The organism is Psychrobacter sp. AOP31-B2-9 (assembly GCF_052378005.1).
Classification (GTDB): Bacteria; Pseudomonadota; Gammaproteobacteria; order Pseudomonadales; family Moraxellaceae; genus Psychrobacter.
Genome location: NZ_JBQSXG010000067.1, coordinates 1 through 17,562, shown reverse-complemented (window position 1 = coordinate 17,562; position 17,562 = coordinate 1). Strand labels below are relative to the sequence as shown.

At 41.8% G+C, this 17,562-nt stretch carries 10 protein-coding genes and 1 pseudogene; 8 read left to right on the top strand and 3 right to left on the bottom strand.

Going from position 1 to position 17,562, the window contains the following annotated elements; all coding sequences use genetic code 11:
• Positions 1-112: 112 nt before the first annotated feature.
• The 6 genes from ACT3SX_RS08950 to cydB all read left to right on the top strand — a co-directional run bounded on the left by ACT3SX_RS08950 (position 113) and on the right by cydB (position 9,337).
• On the top strand, positions 113-1,444 hold the full coding sequence (locus tag ACT3SX_RS08950; RefSeq protein WP_442069897.1) for an MFS transporter: 1,332 nt from the start codon (positions 113-115) through the stop codon (positions 1,442-1,444).
• 210 nt (positions 1,445-1,654) lie between these two features.
• A complete protein-coding gene (gene coq7, locus ACT3SX_RS08945; protein WP_442069905.1) occupies positions 1,655-2,293 on the top strand; it encodes a 2-polyprenyl-3-methyl-6-methoxy-1,4-benzoquinone monooxygenase in 639 nt (212 codons plus the stop codon).
• 244 nt (positions 2,294-2,537) lie between these two features.
• Positions 2,538-3,593 (top strand): tetratricopeptide repeat protein, encoded by a 1,056-nt coding sequence (locus ACT3SX_RS08940; protein ID WP_442069899.1) that lies wholly within the window; start codon positions 2,538-2,540, stop codon positions 3,591-3,593.
• A 364-nt stretch (positions 3,594-3,957) separates the two neighbouring features.
• Positions 3,958-6,426 (top strand): esterase/lipase family protein, encoded by a 2,469-nt coding sequence (locus ACT3SX_RS08935; protein WP_442063258.1) that lies wholly within the window; start codon positions 3,958-3,960, stop codon positions 6,424-6,426.
• A 398-nt stretch (positions 6,427-6,824) separates the two neighbouring features.
• Positions 6,825-8,321, top strand: coding sequence for a cytochrome ubiquinol oxidase subunit I (locus tag ACT3SX_RS08930; protein ID WP_442069901.1), 1,497 nt, complete (start codon positions 6,825-6,827; stop codon positions 8,319-8,321).
• Positions 8,321-9,337: a cytochrome d ubiquinol oxidase subunit II gene (gene cydB / locus ACT3SX_RS08925; protein ID WP_442069903.1), complete on the top strand. Its 1,017-nt coding sequence runs from the start codon at positions 8,321-8,323 to the stop codon at positions 9,335-9,337. Before ACT3SX_RS08930 ends, cydB begins: the two co-directional genes overlap by 1 nt.
• A gap of 331 nt (positions 9,338-9,668) precedes the next feature.
• Here the strand turns inward: cydB and murU are convergent, their stop codons facing one another.
• Positions 9,669-10,403, bottom strand: coding sequence for an N-acetylmuramate alpha-1-phosphate uridylyltransferase MurU (gene murU, locus ACT3SX_RS08920; RefSeq protein WP_442061937.1), 735 nt, complete (start codon positions 10,401-10,403; stop codon positions 9,669-9,671).
• 46 nt (positions 10,404-10,449) lie between these two features.
• Positions 10,450-11,562 carry an aminoglycoside phosphotransferase family protein gene (locus ACT3SX_RS08915; RefSeq protein ID WP_442061939.1) on the bottom strand — a complete coding sequence of 371 codons (1,113 nt, stop codon included), beginning with the start codon at positions 11,560-11,562 and terminating at the stop codon, positions 10,450-10,452.
• Positions 11,563-11,895: 333 nt separating this feature from the next.
• On the opposite strand from ACT3SX_RS08915, the gene ACT3SX_RS08910 reads away from it, so the two are divergent.
• Together ACT3SX_RS08910 and ACT3SX_RS08905 are read left to right on the top strand one after the other, a co-directional pair.
• The gene (locus ACT3SX_RS08910; protein WP_442061942.1) at positions 11,896-14,913 is read left to right on the top strand and encodes an LPS-assembly protein LptD; all 3,018 of its coding nucleotides are present in this window, start codon (positions 11,896-11,898) and stop codon (positions 14,911-14,913) included.
• 298 nt (positions 14,914-15,211) lie between these two features.
• The gene (locus tag ACT3SX_RS08905; RefSeq protein ID WP_192991900.1) at positions 15,212-16,612 is read left to right on the top strand and encodes a peptidylprolyl isomerase; all 1,401 of its coding nucleotides are present in this window, start codon (positions 15,212-15,214) and stop codon (positions 16,610-16,612) included.
• A 418-nt stretch (positions 16,613-17,030) separates the two neighbouring features.
• Here the strand turns inward: ACT3SX_RS08905 and ACT3SX_RS08900 are convergent.
• A pseudogene (locus ACT3SX_RS08900) lies at positions 17,031-17,480 on the bottom strand (endonuclease/exonuclease/phosphatase family protein); the annotation flags it as partial.
• Between the last annotated feature and the right edge of the window lie 82 nt (positions 17,481-17,562).

Sequence of the window (17,562 nt, the reverse complement as noted above, 5' to 3'; positions counted from 1 at the left end):
GTCTGATGCCAGCATACTTTTTAGAACACCACCTATAATTATTCTGTATTAAAAAACCGCACTCAACTTCTCTCTTCTACCCATCAGCCGCGACTCACCTGTAGGAATTTTCATGGCAAATCAGTTTCAGTTATTTAAGCATCGTCGTTTTAGCGCCATGTTTTTTACCCAGTTTTTAGGCGCATTTAATGACAATGTTTTTAAGCAAGCACTTATACTGGTACTGACTTATACCGCTGCTAGTCAGTTAGGTGTACAAGTCAGTATTTTAAACAACTTAGCTGCGATGTTATTTATCTTACCTTATTTTTTGTTTTCGGCACTGGCTGGACAAATTGCGGATAAATTTGAAAAATCAAAACTAACACAATTTATAAAAATTCTTGAGTTGGTCATCATGGCAGTTGCTGCCGTTGGTTTCATCTTTGAATGGTACGCCTTACTATTTGTGGCGTTGTTTTTGATGGGCACACACTCGACATTTTTTGGACCAATTAAATATGCTTATTTGCCACAAGCAATGAAGGAAAACGAACTTGTTGGTGCCAATGGTCTATTTCAAATGGGTACCTCACTGGCTATCCTACTCGGAATGATTATCGCTGGTGTTCTCACACAACTATCACAATCACTCTACTGGATAAGTGCCACTGTTTTGGTGGTCGCAGTTTTAGGCTACTTGGCAGCTCGTTATATCCCAACCATGCCAGCGATGCAGCCTAACCTAAAAATCAACTGGAATATCTTTACCACCAGCCTGACCACAGTACGCTACTTATATTCGCTGCCTTTTTTATTCTTTGTGATTCTTGGCAACAGCTGGTTTTGGTTCTATGGCGCAACGTTTTTGACTCAAACACCAGAGTTTAGCAAAATCATCTTGCATGGCGATGAGTCAGTCGTGATTTTCCTACTCACACTATTTTCTGTCGGCGTATCGATTGGTTCACTATTATGTAAATCACTGACCAAAAACCAAGTAAGCCTGCGTCTACTACCTTTTGGCATTGCTGGCTTGAGTATTTTTGCAATCGATTTGTATTTGTCGCTATCAGGACTAAATATCAATGTAAATAATGATGTGCTGTTTGGGATCAGTGACTTGTTTGGAATAAAGGGTAGTTGGCGAGTCTTTGCTGACTTGTTCTTTTTGGGGTTTAGTGGTGGGTTATATATCGTACCTTTATATGCATCTATGCAAGCTTACTCTCCTAAAAGTCATCGAGCACGCATTGTTGGCGCTAATAATATTTTTAATGCAATATTTATGGTCACTTCGGCGATTTTTTCGATTGTTATCTTAAACTCATTAGGCTTAAACTTACCACAGCTATTCTTGGTGACAGGATTGCTAAATATTATATTTGGTGCTTTTTTATATATCAAACTCAATAAACATATCAAAAGTGCTGTGATTCAAGCACATGATGAAGTAGCTCCATAAGTAACAAATACAAGCACTATGCATGATAGACTAAACGAGTTTGGCATGGCTAATATGTTATTGAATCGATAATATTCGTGCTGATAATTTAGATTGTTTGCTATAGTAATGCGCATCAAGTCAGTACTATCATAAACCAACAAAAACAGACCGACAAAAAACAAATGCTTTTTTGACTGTACTCAAAGCCATCAGGAGTGAATTATGGCCCTGCGTCCCTTATCTAAAATCGACCAACTATTAATCGGAGTCGATAAGGCATTACGAGCTGTCGTACCACATTCAAACCCCAGCACCCGTCCACTGCCGGTCAGTAATGACGATATTCCTGAGCTAACCATTACTGAGGCAAGACATGTCGCAGGACTGATGCGTATCAATCATACTGGTGAGGTATGCGCGCAAGGGCTATACCACGGACAAGCATTTGCTGCCAAAGATGACGGTGTCAGACAAGCCATGCAGCAATCTGCCGAAGAGGAAGTCGATCATTTGGTTTGGTGTGAGACTCGTTTGGATGAGCTTGGTAGCCATGCCAGTGTCTTTACGCCACTATGGTACGGTATGTCTTTCGGTCTTGGTGCAGTTGCAGGTGCCATTTCTAATGAATTTAGCTTGGGATTCGTTGCAGAGACAGAGGCACAAGTCAGCGAACATTTACAAGATCATATTCAACAGCTACCAAAACACGACCAACGCTCAAAAGAAATACTGGCACAAATGGATATCGAAGAACTACACCATCGTGAGCTTGCATTAGAGAGTGGCGGTGCCGCATTGTCACCGCCTGTACGTCATACCATGCGTTGGATGGCCAATCGTATGAAAGCCACTGCTTATCACTTGTAATAGTAGACAAATTCATAAAAAATTGTCATGGTAAACACCGTTGATTGAACTGAAAACGTCCCTCAATATCACGACAATACCGCGACTTATTTTTTATAATTGTCACCATTAACAATCCTACTATTGATAGCGTTAAGTTTAATTTGCTACGGTATGAAAAATTTGTACGATTTTGCAGCAAGAACATCACTCAATGACCATTCTATTGCTAAATAACGACTAAATAACTAAGGTAACCATCTTTATGAAAGCCACGAACCAATTAACTCTCTCTAGCAATGTGTCTACTAAGTCGCCCAAGCTGGCAACCTTGACTGCACTGGCCACAGCATGCGCCATTTTACTATCAGCGCCTGTTAATGCTGCTGAGACAAATGCCGCAGCCACATCAGCGCCTAGTGCTATAGATTCAAGTAAACGTGTTATTCGTCTTGCTCAGCCTAAAGCGGCTACTACTTCATCTGACACAGAGTCAGTCACACCACAACCAAACCGTTTTCCCATGAGTTCTGCACAGCCACAAACCGTTAGACCTGTTACTACACAACCTGACTTCACAGGAACGACTCGTGTCTATGAACCGGGCCCTATGACTGCCGATGGTATTGACCTAAGCACCGGCCAACTTGCTAATGTTCCAACACCAAAAGTACAGATATCAGATATCAGTTTCGTACCGACAGTATTAATTCCACAACAAAACGGCTCGAATAGCGACCAATTAGACGTAAGCTTGCTCGATGATTTTATCGAAGATGTATCACCGAACGCCCGTCATTATCCACCCAACTTTCCTAACCGCTCACAACGTCATTACACACGTGAAAAAATCAAAGTATTGGCAGAGTGGATCGAGCCTTATGCTCTGTCACCAAATGCATCTTTTGATGTATTAATACGTGCTGCCAAGCTTAACGGTATGGGACGTAACCTAGATTTGGGTTCAGACTATACAATACGTGGTGGTAAGTATGTGGACCGAGCCATCAAGCTGCAACCAGATAGCGGTGAAGCCAACTTTTTATACGGGATGATGCTGTCAGAAGGTGGTGGCTTTAAAGAAGGTAAAAAATATTTAGATAAAGCAGTATCTTTAGGATATACCGAAGCCGAGCAAAGCTTAGCACAGTCAGACTTATTGAGTGATCGCCGTGATAACGCGTTAGATCGCCTGCGTCGCTTAGCAAGCGAAAACCCTAACAACGCCATTATCCCTCAGCAAATCAAACTTGCTGAAGAAGGTAAATTCTATATTTGGGATATAGCAGCTCCTGACATCAACGTAAAACCAGGTGCTTAAACTTATTTAGAGTGTGTTTTATTAATTAAGGTGTATTGCAAAAATTTGCGATACAGAAAAGAGCATTATCAGTGCTAATACTAAAAATATGCTCATAAAGCGTCTTCGTTTTATATCGATATTATGTCAATATAAAATGAAGACGCTTTTTTGTGTCTGTTAATAAAATAATGAGTTATGTTTATTACACCTGTCCTCACAACAGATGGCAGCTTTACTACAAGCAGATACAAACTTGCGCAACTTGAAATAAAACAGTTTCATCGTAAAAGTTGCGCTACACTCTTTTTTAGCCACACTCTTTCTTATTCTTATTAATTATCGACTTGATCACCCTTACTTTTATAACTCACTGGACTGAAATATGACTTTCGTTAGCCCTATCAAAAATATGGTAACGTACGCTAATAAAAAAAACACATCCATCACTTCAGTGGCATTGATAACAATCATGGCGCTATTGCCTGCCTGTAATACAGTGTCAGTAAATAAGCAAGCCTCCGCAAAAACCATTAGTGCTCAACGTGGCAATATCGTCACTGATAATAAGCTCAGCAGTGATACTGCATCGGCACTACTATCAGCGGGACTCAATGAACAAGCGTGTATACAGCAGTTTGACTTATGTCTGACTCAGCTTGCTGATAGCATTCTAAATCAACACTACCGTCCTGCACTGGCCACTTTTTCTGAACTACACTATGCCAAAGCGCGCCAGCTTGCTGATTCTCAAGATTGCCGCAATGCCCTTGCCCGCCCACCTCTTAACCCTTATTATGCCAATGCACCTCTAAGTGAAAAAGAAGCCAAAACCCAACAAGAAAATACCAGTCGATGCTTAACCAACTATCAAGAACGGTTATTTGATGCCGTTAAGTACAGCTATACCTATTTATTCTATGACAGTTTGATACATGACTTTGACAGTGCCGATCAAGACCAAAGCCAAACCAGCACACAAAGCCGTATTCCAAATGATACCGACATTCAAACCCAAGATATCTACAACGCCGCTAGCAACGACGTCATCACTCAACTGTATCAATCATCTGATGGCTCAGACAAACTAATGGGTCATCCAAAAATAGTACATTTACCAATAGCCTCCACTGAGCGTGATAACAGTACCCAAGCCGCGATAGCTAACCGTGCGCCTCTAACAGGCAAGGCTACTGACCAAATCAAAGTCATGGAGATACAAATCGACGACTATGATCTTGGTATTTATTTGCCCAATGAAAACAGCTATCTACAAAATGCGCATAAGCAAACTTCTGCTCTAGCAGATTTGGTATCGACCTACGAATTACGCCTTTCGGGACTTAACTCAATCAGTAAGCGTCCAGGCTTAGGCATCAGTTTGGTCGCGTCATTAGATGACCGCTATACCACCACGATTCGCCAGTTATTGGAGTCATCACTATCAGACCAGAAAACTGATGAAACCGACGTTGCTATAGAAGATAGCAAGCCAAGCTCTAGAATTTATCCTACTGGACACTTGTTATTAACGGGTTTGATCAAACCCAGTGGCAATAGTGTGCTAGATGTACTAAGCAGTCGTAAGCTTGATATCCATCTATATAACCCGTATCAAAGTGACAGTGTCAACATCCTTAATAGTAGCTACCCGCTGGCTGCCAACTTCTCGGCTGGCTACGGCTTATGGCTGTCAGAAAACCAACTAGATGGTGTCGGCTATTTAAACTTAATCACTAGCCAACCAGAAGAAAGACTACCCAAGTTGTTTATGCTCGAACCTTATGACCCCAATAAACGTGTACTAATTATGCTGCATGGCTTAGCCTCTAGCCCTGCTACTTGGGTAAACTTAACCAACGATATTCTCAATGATGCAACGTTACGTGATAACTATCAAGTTTGGCAGATATTTTATCCAACCAACCTACCTATTTTAGAAAACCGCTATCAAATCCAACGTTTAATCGAAAATACTTACCAACAGACCGACCCTCAAGGCATCAATCGTGCCAGTAAAAACAGCGTCATTATCAGCCATAGTATGGGTGCCGTTATCGGCCGTATGATGCTCTCAGATGAGAACTTGATCGATGACTTGGACAATCTCGATGTTCAAAACATACTGTCTAATAGTGAAAAACATAGGATCCTTGATGCGCTCAAGGCCTCGTTTGGAGAAGCGCAATTAAAAGAACGTTTCGAGCTAAAGGCATTACCACAAGTCGATACTGCTGTCTTTTTGTCGGCGCCATTTCGTGGTACTGACTATGCAGATCGCTGGTTCACACGTGCCTTACGCCGCATTGTTTACTTGCCAGTCGGTTTGGTAAAAACAGTCACTGAAAACTTAGCAACGATTGCCACGCAAGGCGATTTAGCAGAAAACCCGTTAGGCGCTCTATATTTACAAAATGGCGCCAGCCAACTCAGTGATAAATCTTCCTTTATACAATTAACCAAAGACCTCCCTATCAATGATCGCGTTACTTACCATTCTATTATTGCCAATAATGATGCCGACATCACTAAAGGGCTGGCGCAAATGCAGCCAGGTGGGGCTAGAATTGATTTGTCTCAAGCGGCAAAAACAAATAATCAAACTGCTGGCGCAAACAACATCTCCATGAAGTCCAAAAGCACAGCCACGCCACTTGTTGCCGCTGTCACCATTGATGAAAACATCAGCCAAGCACTGACGGAGCGCTTATCTGATGGCATCGTACCCTACACCAGTGCCCACCTCGATGGCGCAGCTTCTGAAACTGTCATTAATGGCGGTCACAGTATTCAAGAAAACCCTCAAACTATTCTGACATTAAGGCGTATACTGCATCAACAGCTCAAACAATAGCATTGGGTGCAATACAACCTCTCTTTTTATATCTCATTACAAAACATATTCAAGCATCATAAATTGTTAACTTATTCTTACTAATTTACATTTAATAGTAAGGATAAGCTACATGGCCTTACTTGTGACCACAAACATGCAAGCGCATAATAAAGCAACAGCAATTGAACGAACTATCATTTTTTAAAACTATTATTTCTTAATTTGTATGGATATAAATTATTTATTCAGTTGAATGGTTTTGCTAATAGAGTAAGTAGAACGATTTAACTCGCTAATATTCACAGCTAAAAAAATCTTATTATTGACCGCGATGCTCATACAATATATTGCGGACAGTTACTTGGGCGTATCATGGAAGCTTTCGCTACTTAGCTCACAAATAAAGGTAAGCGCTTATGTTCGCTGCATTTATGATTGATCAGATGGACGCGTTGTTACTCGCGCGTATCCAGTTCGCTTTTGTTATCTCATTTCATATTGTATTTCCTGCTTTTTCTATCGGACTAGCTAGCTGGCTAACGGTACTTGAATTCCGTTGGTTACGGACTGGCGATCCTATTTATGCTGAAGTTTACAAGCACTGGGTTAAAATATTTGCCGTCGTCTTCGGTTTGGGTGTTGTATCAGGTGTTGTCATGTCGTACCAGTTCGGTACTAACTGGGCTGTATTTTCTGACAAAGCTGGTAACGTCTTAGGCCCACTACTTGCTTATGAAGTACTGACAGCTTTCTTTTTAGAAGCCTCTTTCCTAGGTATTATGTTGTTTGGTTGGGGACGTGTTAGCAAACGCATGCACTTTGCCTCAACTGCTATTGTCGCCATCGGTACACTGATTTCAGGCTTTTGGATTTTGGCTGCTAACAGTTTTATGCAAACACCACAGGGCTTTATGATGGGCGCTGATGGCTTGTTATACCCAACCAACTGGTTAGAGATTATCTTTAACCCGTCTTTCCCCTACCGCTATGCTCATATGATGACAGCAGCATTTTTGACCACTGCCTTTGTCATTGGTGGTATCGGTGCTTATTATCTTCAATCAAAAAAACATACCGAGCATCGCAAACATGGTCGTGTCATGCTAAGTATGGCGATGGTTATGGCTATTTTTGTCGCGCCAGCTCAGGTATTGATTGGCGATGAACATGGTTTAAATACCTTAGAGCATCAGCCAGCCAAAGTGGCTGCGATGGAAGGTATTTGGGAAGATGAGCGCGGCGCAGCCTTACGTTTATTTGCGATTCCCGACCAAGAGAACCAAACCAATAAATACGAAGTTAAGATTCCTTACGTCTCTGGCTTGATTCTGACACATTCATTAGATGGTGAAATCAAAGGTCTCAAAAACTGGGAGCCTGAAGATCAACCACCGGTCATCATTGTCTTTTGGGCATTCCGTATTATGGTTGCTATCGGAACATTAATGGTAATGGTCGGCTTATTCAGTCTCTATAAGTATTTCAAAAAACAGCAATTCAACCCTGAAAGTGTCTGGTTTCACCGTGCGTGGATGATGATGACACCACTTGGATTTATTGCCTTGCTAGCCGGTTGGTTTGTCACTGAAACGGGTCGCCAACCATGGACTGTCTATGGTGTGATACGTACTGCTGAAAGCATGTCACCACTCGCGGCTCAGCAAGTCGCTACAACCTTAATTGGCTTTATCATATTGTATATCTTTGTCTTTGGCGCAGGCAGTTTCTATATCTTACGTTTGATCGCTCAAGGGCCAAAACCTTATGAAGATCCTGCCAAAGATAACTTTTATGAGCACTCTGTCACAGAAGGTCAAGGTCGCACGTTGACTGGTGACACGCATGCTGGTGAAAAGATTAGAGAAGATCTGGATAAGCCAGCAGATGACGTCGATGAAGGAGGGTTACGCTAATGTTTAACTACGGTGATGTATTAGACTTACCTTTAATTTGGGGCGGACTTATTGCTCTCGCTGTCTTCATCTATGTTTTATTAGACGGTTTCGATTTAGGCTGCGGCATTTTATTCCCATTTGCTGGCTCCGATAAAAATCGTAGCCGCATTATGAACTCTATCGCGCCATTTTGGGATGGTAATGAGACATGGTTGGTATTGGGTGGTGGCGGTTTGTTTGCCGCTTTCCCAGTCGCTTATGGCATCATTATGACGGGTCTCTATTTACCTGTAACGGCGATGTTATTTGGTCTTATCCTGCGCGGCGTGGCATTTGAGTTTCGCTTTAAATCCTCGACACGTCGTCATGTTTGGGACACGTCCTTTTTTGTCGGTTCAGTGCTTGCTAGTTTTTCTCAAGGGATTATGCTTGGGGCCTTAGTACAAGGACTTGAGGCAAGCAATCGCCTATATACCGGTGGGCCGTTTGACTGGTTAACACCTTTCTCTATCGTCTGCGGCTTTGCCATGATTATCGGCTATGCGTTGCTTGGCTCTACATGGCTTATTATCAAAACAGAACACAAACTACAAGTTTGGGCACGCAAAGTCTCTGGCTTGATGCTATCTGCTTTAGTCGTCGCGATGATTGTCGTGACAGCTTTTATGTATTTTTCAGATATCAATGCACTCGATGGCTGGTTCCATTTGCCAGGTCTCTTATATCTGGCTCCTATGCCTATTATCGTCATGGTGTTATTCTTTATTATGCATAAAGACTTAAATACTGAACGTGAATATCGCCCTTTCTTATTGACGGTTGCGCTATTTTTGATGGGTTATATTGGCGTGTGTTCTGCTATGTTCCCTTATATCGTACCGTATCAAATGACGATTTATGAGGCAGCTGCAGCCGATACGTCTCTATCCTTTATGTTGATTGGTGCGGTTATTATGCTGCCAATTATTTTGAGTTATACCGCTTTTGCATATTATACCTTTAAAGGTAAGACGGATCATGAGCATATGTATTAATGACTATGTGAATTGATAGAACAGTCACTGGCTACTCTGTTCTCAGCTGTAGCCATACTGAGTTTTAAAAGCGTATTGACACACAAATAGGAGATGAACATGAAAACTCTTAGTAAGAAACAAACACAATGGGCGTGGTTTATTGGCTTATATGTGGCAGGTTTTTTAGTGGTGTTTACGATTGCACAATTAATTAAGCTCGCCATGGGCGTTTAACACGCATTACTATATAAAAAAGCAGCGTCGATTATCGATGCTGCTTTTTTATGTCTATTTCTATAGAAAACTGTTAAGGCATACCTTCATCTCAAAAATAATGACACACCCTAGTTTATGCGCCTAAATGATCATTAGCACCATGACTGTCAATGAACTCATTTACCTGCGTCAAGCGCTCTGGTGTACCAACGTCCACCCAGTTATTAGCAATGACCTCAGCAGTAATTTGAAATTTCAGCATTGCCTGCTTAAGTAGTGGTGCTAATGCCGCTGGCTGACCTGATACCAATCCATCCACCAATCTGGGTGACATCACACTGATACCTGCAAAGGTATATTTGTCTGCATCGCCCACTGCCTGCTCACTGGCAAGTCCGTTATTAATAGCAAAATCTCCGCCACTGTTATGTGCTGGATTGTCAATCAGTAGTAAGTGCGCACATTGATCCGCGCCCAGTGTATAGCCTTGCAATTGGGTAAAATCGTAAGTCGTCCAAATATCAGAGTTGACTAAAATAAAAGGCTCATCGCGCAGCTTGCCCGACTGTAACGCCTGAAAGATACCACCCGCCGTCTCTAAAGGCTCGTCACCCTCCACTGACCAATGCAACTTCACACCATATTGTGACCCATCACCCAATGTCGACATCAGCTTATCAGCCAACCATGAAGCATTGATGGTAATATCAGTAATGCCTGCCGCTTGTAATGCTTTGATATGCCAAACAATCAGTGGTTGGCCAGCGACTTCCACTAAAGGCTTTGGCGTTTCAAGCGTTAACGGGCGCAAACGTGTACCCTTACCAGCGGCCAAAATCATTGCTTGTGTGATTGTAGATGTCGACATGCATGTTCCTTATATAAGGTAATGAAATCTAATGTAATAAATATCGTTAAATGTACTGTTGCACAAATTTGTGCTGATATGCTGGCAACACTATATCTATTAACCAAGTATTAAATGGTACAAGTGCTTGTTGTAAATCCTCATTACCATGCTTACTCAGCCACTCTAGCTCAAACATCAAATCACGCATGACTTTGGGGATATCTGCTAAATAACGGTCTTTACCATCACGCTCAGACAAGCGGATAAAAATCCCCAATACTTTTAGATGACGCTGTACGCCCATCACATTGACATCATTTTCAAACTGTTGTGCGCTAGCGGCTGTTGCCAATCCTGCTTGTTGTTGCAACTGCCAAAAATCACCAATCCAGCCAGATATCTGACTCTTTGGCCAGTCGACATAGGCATCCCGTACCAACGACACTAAGTCATAAGCATAAGAGCCAATGACCGCATCTTGAAAATCAATCACACCTAAGCGCGCATCATCGGCTTGATCTTGCATGAGATTACGGCTGTGATAATCACGATGAACGATGACTTGTGGCTGCTGCAAAATCTCTTGTATCAATGCTGCCTTTAAATCATTCCATAATGTCTGATTCAGCTCTATCCCAATGTAAGGTACGAACCATTCGCTAAACAGATTCATTTCACGATCTAATAACGCCGTATCATAATCCGGCAGCTGGTGCTGAGATTTGGCCGTCTCGACAGGCACTGTTTGTAGGGCAACCAACGTTTTCATGGCCAAATGATAATACTTATCAACTTGTATGGGAGTCGCCTGAACGAGCAAATGGGCAAACTCTACCGCACCAAAATCTTGTAACACTAGAAAGCCTTTTGTCACATCTTGTGCGATAATCTCTGGCACATTAATGACCGGCGTCATCAACTTAGTCACGTTAATAAACTGGCGCATGGCATCTTGTTCGTCAGCAGAATCCATGACAATATAACGCGATACTTCCTTATCATTCTCTTTTAGTAATTGAATACGGTGATATTGACGGGCGCTAGCATCTCCAGGTAGGCTTTTTAAGTTAAACGCTTGACCTACAAACACCTGCTGTAACCAGCTCGCTAATTGCTGTAGGCGATTATTGGTATTGGCTTCAGTCAGGTTCGGCTCTAAAATAATTTTATCAGTCATAATGGGCATCGCAGGTTGAATATAAATCGTAAACAATTAAAGTAGTGATAAGTCAGGCAAAACCTTGTTAAAATGGTGAAATCTTGAGCCATCATAACGGCTATCATTTAAAAAACAGCTGGCCTATATGGTGAATTTTGGTAAATAGTGTAGCTGATTTGGTTTTTTTTGACTATGATTAGTCGTCATTATATGTAAAACGTCCAATTTTTTGAGATTACATTATCCATGAATCATTTTTTGGTCGGTTATTAGCGACTATATATTATTCAATAATGCGGCTGCTAAAATCAGTATCGCAATCCAATAGGCTCTGCAATCATAGGTGTGCCCTTGTTATATTCTCCGCTTTACCAAAGCATTCGTGTGATATTATTTGGTGCGTTAGGCTTATCTAGCCTAGCCGTTAATGCTGCACTCAGTGATGCTGACACACAAACTACTGCACCAACCCTCATTGATAGTAGTACACGTTATATCACTAAAGCAGCGCCTAACGCCAACAGCAGTATCAACCAAAACCCTGATTATAATAACATTCGTTATAAAAACAATAATCAAGCAACCGCCTCTCAAAACAATGAGTATCAACAAGCAAGTACTGCCGCTCAGCCTGCTAGCGAACACACCACTTTAACTAACCCTGTTGATAATAGTAATGCTGTAGAAAACAGCTCTTTGAATAAAGACCTCTTGGATGGCAACCAAAGTACTCCTGCTACACCGGTCAATGAAACAAGCGCGTCTGAAACTACCTCTGAGACTAATACGATTGATATGAGTGATGAGAGCATTCAAGATAGCCTAATGCGATTGGCAGAGTTTTATGAGCTGACACCTGATACTGAAGTACCAATACCTAGCGATATTGATGATACGAAAAACGTCGAAACAAATGATTCTCAACTCATACTGACACCTACGCCAAGAACGATTCCAAAAGTAGGTCAAAACTTACAGCTATTACCCCACACTGTTGATAGCGCGCAACGCTGTGAAGGCCAGTGGGTTTACCCAAAAAACAATCCTAACTATCAGCGTGCCGTAAGAGAATCTGGTGCCGCTAACGGTCTCACAAACAATCAAGCTCCGCTGTTTACCGAGTCTGACTATGGTTATTATGACAATGCTGATTATGCCGAACTATCAGGCAATGTTATTATTAATCAAGGTACCCAACACATAGAAGCCGAGAAAATATCGCTAGATTTGAAGAATAGTGTGGCGGCAGCGCAAGGCAATGTCATGTTTACTGACCAAGCGACTGGACAAAGGAAAGTAGGCAATACTGCGTCAAATAACCCCTTGAATAATACTCAAGCCAATTTCGGTGAAACAGTATCACAAGGTGGTATTATTGGTATCGCAGACAGTTTAAATTACAACACCGAAACGGGCCAATCAACCGCTGACAACGTTGCTTTTGCTAGTGTTGATATGCAAGCACACGGCTATGCAAAACGTTTAAACAGACCCAATAACAGTCAATACGAATTAGACGAGGTTATGTTCAGTACCTGCCCACCTATGAATCGCAAATGGCAGTTTGATGCCAAAAGCATTGATTTAGATACCGAAACAGGTCGAGGCAAAGCCTATGATACAACTTTCCGTGTCGCTGATGTACCAGTCTTTTATCTGCCTTATTTTAACTTTCCCATAGACAGCCGTCGCAGCAGTGGTTTTTTAGTACCGAGTGCTAGCTTTGATAGTGATAGTGGTCTTGAAGTTGAAGTCCCTTATTATTTGAACTTAGCACCCAATTATGATGCTACGCTCAATACTCATATTTATACTGATCGAAATCCAATGGTATCAGGTGAGTTTCGCTATTTGACCGAAAATTATGGCGGAGGTACTATAAATGCAGCATACCTGCCTAATGATAATGAGTATAACGATGAAGACCGCAGCAGTCTTTTTTATAATCACACATGGGAGTCTAAGAGCATTCCACGTTTGAGTGGCGATCTCGAATACAACTACGTATCAGATTCAGACTATTTAGATGACTTTGATACGTTTGGTTTATCTGACAGTACGGTAAATTTACCGAGAAGCGCTCGACTCAATTATTATAATGATTATGTCACTGGTGAATTAAAAGTCGAAACCTTTCAAACACTTGATGCTTTTGACAGTGATGGCGATGAGCTAGAAGATAAAGATAGACCTTATTCTCGCCTGCCACAACTATTACTCAACTACCGCATACCCACGAACAGTAACATTGAAGTGACCGGTATTAGTGATTCAGCCTACTTTAAAAAATCTATCGATGATGGCTCCGAGACCGAAAAAAGCGGTACACGACTTTATAATAAAATTAGCGCCACGTATCCGATTGAATCTTCTTGGGGCTATATTAAGCCTGAGCTTAGCCTACAACATCTGTACACTGCATACGATGAAGACAGCCTAGAAGACAACTCTTTAAGTGCAGAGGATGGCAGTCAATCGGTATTTGTGCCACAAGCCAGTATTGATGCAGGATTAACTTTTTACCAAGCTGGCTCACCATTTGGAGCGTTTGACGATACGATGGGTGGCTATCAGCTTCTCAGCCCACGATTGAAATACACCTATGCACCATACGAAGACCAAAACGACATTCCCAACTTTAATACCAGTATTGCTTCAATCAGTTATCAGCAGTTATTTTCAGACAGTTGGTTTTTAGGGCATGATCGCTTGCAAGATTTGCATGCAGTGACGCCTGGTGTTAACTATCGTTACATCGATGCAACGGGTGTGACACGTTTTGATGGTAGTATTGCAGAGCAGTTTTACATCGACGATGGTCGTGTCACACTGGTCGACGACGAGCCTATTTTTACGACATCATCATCAGGCATGGTTTGGGATGCTAGTGTTCAGCCCTACAATAATGTTTGGGTCGATGTAAATGGTGCATTAACTAACAGTTATGATTTAAACTTTATCACAACCGAGCTACGCTATCAGCCAACTGAAAACAGCCTATTTAGTGCCGGTTTCGTAAAACGCCAACGTGATGGCAATACCAATCAGCAGCCATTATCAGCCGTTACTGCATCTGCCATATTTCCTATCAATAATAAATGGCGCGTATTGACACAAGGTCAATATGATTACCGTAATAGCAGAATGCTTGATACCCTTGTTGGTATTGATTATGAAGATTGCTGTTTTGGCTTTGCTGTTTATGGTCGTCGTTACTATAATGACTTAGATGTTACCGACGAGCCTACACAAGCAGTTATGGCAGAGATCAGACTTAGTGGTCTTGGCAGTGGTAATAGCAGCTTAACCAGCTTGCTTTCTGAGAAAATACTTGGTTTTGATACTGTTCAATCTGCATGGAAAAACTAGCGCGTGTCGTCATTTAGATTGCAAGGCTTGCAATAAAGAAAATTGCAGCCAAACAAGCAATGACTCGCCGCAAATATTAACATTATAAATGTGCTAATTAACGACACACCTTAGTGCTTTAGCCAAAAAAATTAAAAATAAGTGACCAAACAAAGTCGGCCTAACCCATTGTTCACGTAACAACAACATAGTTACGTGATATTATTTTGGACAAGATTATTCAGTATATGCTTATTAACATAAGCTGAATATGGTTGACCAACTACCATCCGATGCGATGACATTGATGAGGAGCATCATGAGATTTTTTTCTGTACGTCAAACCAGCCGTGCTGTATTTTTTTCTATGGGTACGAGCGTAGGTCTTCTGCTTAGTCTTAACACCCAAGCTGCAACAGTAGAGCCTGAAACAGCTAATACCACAGCTACTGCGGAACAAAGCGCCGTAGATCGTTTGACACCAGCCAATAGCACAGACGGTATCATTGCATTAGTCAATGAAAGTGCCATTTTAAAAAGTGATTTGATTGCCGCTATTACACAAGCTCAATCACGTGCTACAGCTGCTGGCGAGCCAATCACCAACTCAGCGAAGCTACAGTCTGACGTATTGAATGCGCTCATTTTGCGCGAGTTACAGCTATCTATGGTCAAGCGCGTCGGTCTAAATCCTGACGAAACAACTATCAATCAGCGCCTTAGCCAAATCGCACAGTCAGAAGGGCTCAATAGCATCTCGGAATTACAACAACGCTTAGATGCAGCGAGACCTGGTAGCTATGCTGCTCTGCGTGCTCAACTAATCGAAGATGCCGCCATTCAAGCTTTACAACAACGCCAAATCAGTGAACGTGTACGCATTAGCGAACAGGATATTGATGCGTTTTTAGCTTCACCGGAAGCCAAGCGCTTGAACCAAAGTGAATATCAAACCATTCATGTACGGGTTCCTTATATGGACGACTATAGCCGTCTATCAGAAGCACAGCGCGCAGAAGCGTTAAAAGTGGCAGAAACATTACGCGCTCGTCTACTCACACCGAATGTCAATGTTACCGAAGCCGTTGCCGCTAGCCAAGGAAGCTATCCCATTCCTTTACAAGGTGGCGATATGGGCTTTCACAAAGCGGCATCACTACCCACAGAGCTATCTAGTCAAATCACTCAACTAGATATTGGCGATGTCAGTGAGCCGTTAGTCACTCCTGAAGGTATCGACATTATTAAGCTGGCTGACAAAAAAGTCAGTGATACCATGCTAATTCCTCAGTGGAAGACTCGTCACATCTTGGTTAAAGTTGACGAACTCCAAACTGATGCACTTGCTGAACAAAAAATTAATGATTTATACGAACAATTACGCAATGGTGCTGACTTTGCTTCTTTAGCATCGACTTACTCAGACGATCCAGGCTCAGCTGGTCGTGGTGGTGATCTTGATTGGGTCAGTGAGAAAGACATGGTTGCGCCATTTGAAGCTGTCATGAAGAACACAGCAGTTGGTGACTACTCTGCTCCTTTTAAGACCCAGTTTGGCTGGCACATCTTAGAAATAGATGAAAAACGTCAGCAAGATGTCAGTGAGCAGTATCGTCGCAATATGGCACGCCAAGCTCTTTACCAACGCTTAGCGCCACAAGCCCAAGAAGACTGGTTACAAGAATTACGTGCTGATGCTTATATCCAAATACTTGGATAGTCTGTTTATATGTAAACAGCATGAATAACTTTTTAAAAAAGGGTACCTGTTTATACAGATACCCTTTTTTTTATTTATGTACGACAACAATCATAAGCTATGTCAACGCCCTCACAAAGAAAAGCCCCGAACCTAGGGCGATTGGTTCGAGGCTTTAACGCTTCATGTTGTTGTTATTATCTCTTCCATGTTGACTCATCCTAAGTCATAAAAAGCATCTTGCAAAATAACAGGTAACCTGCTCTTTTTATTGATACTTTCTCAACACTGTATCCTTACATATCCTTGTGTTGATGGCTGTATTGTAAGACAGTTGACTTGTTACGGCTAGAGGTTAAAGACCTTAATTAACGTAAGCATATGCTTACGTTTTTAAAGAAGCTCTGAAAACATTATGACTCAAAATTCTGACAGCCTATTAGCCTAAATTTGGCTGCTTTTCTGCATGCTCCTTTGAAACTTTTTCTCCTTCTTTTTTCCCTTCTTCTATCTTACTTTCTGTTTCTTTAATATCTTCTGCTTCGGCAGTCGGTGTATTTTGCGCTTGTTGACTGGTTTTTTCTGGTTCGTACTGTAGTGTTGTCATCACAGGAAAATGATCTGAGCCAATAGAAGGTAGTCGCTGAATATCTACGACGGTAAAGCAAGCACTATGAAAAATGTGATCTAATGCCCAACGTAAAAAGGGATAGTCAGCATGGAAGGTGTTGATAAAATGTCGACCAATACGTGGGTCAAGTAGCCCCGAGATACGTTGAAAACGACGCGTCGTCTTTGACCATGCTACATCATTGAGATCCCCTGCCAATATCGCCGTTTGATTATTTTCTTTGATGTGCTTGCCAACCATTAAGAGTGACCCCTGCCGTCAAATCCGTACACATAAACTTGGGAGATTTTAATTACGCAGCCTGACGATAATAATCAAACCACACCTGTCTTGGTGATTT

Bases quoted from the DNA above. Each gene is read 5' to 3' on its own strand.
- ACT3SX_RS08950 (WP_442069897.1), top strand. From the start codon at position 113: ATGGCAAATCAGTTTCAGTTATTTAAGCATCGTCGTTTTAGCGCCATG.
- ACT3SX_RS08940 (WP_442069899.1), top strand. From the start codon at position 2,538: ATGAAAGCCACGAACCAATTAACTCTCTCTAGCAATGTGTCTACTAAG.
- ACT3SX_RS08935 (WP_442063258.1), top strand. From the start codon at position 3,958: ATGACTTTCGTTAGCCCTATCAAAAATATGGTAACGTACGCTAATAAA.
- ACT3SX_RS08930 (WP_442069901.1), top strand. From the start codon at position 6,825: ATGTTCGCTGCATTTATGATTGATCAGATGGACGCGTTGTTACTCGCG.
- cydB (WP_442069903.1), top strand. From the start codon at position 8,321: ATGTTTAACTACGGTGATGTATTAGACTTACCTTTAATTTGGGGCGGA.
- murU (WP_442061937.1), bottom strand. From the start codon at position 10,403: ATGTCGACATCTACAATCACACAAGCAATGATTTTGGCCGCTGGTAAG.
- ACT3SX_RS08915 (WP_442061939.1), bottom strand. From the start codon at position 11,562: ATGACTGATAAAATTATTTTAGAGCCGAACCTGACTGAAGCCAATACC.
- ACT3SX_RS08905 (WP_192991900.1), top strand. From the start codon at position 15,212: ATGAGATTTTTTTCTGTACGTCAAACCAGCCGTGCTGTATTTTTTTCT.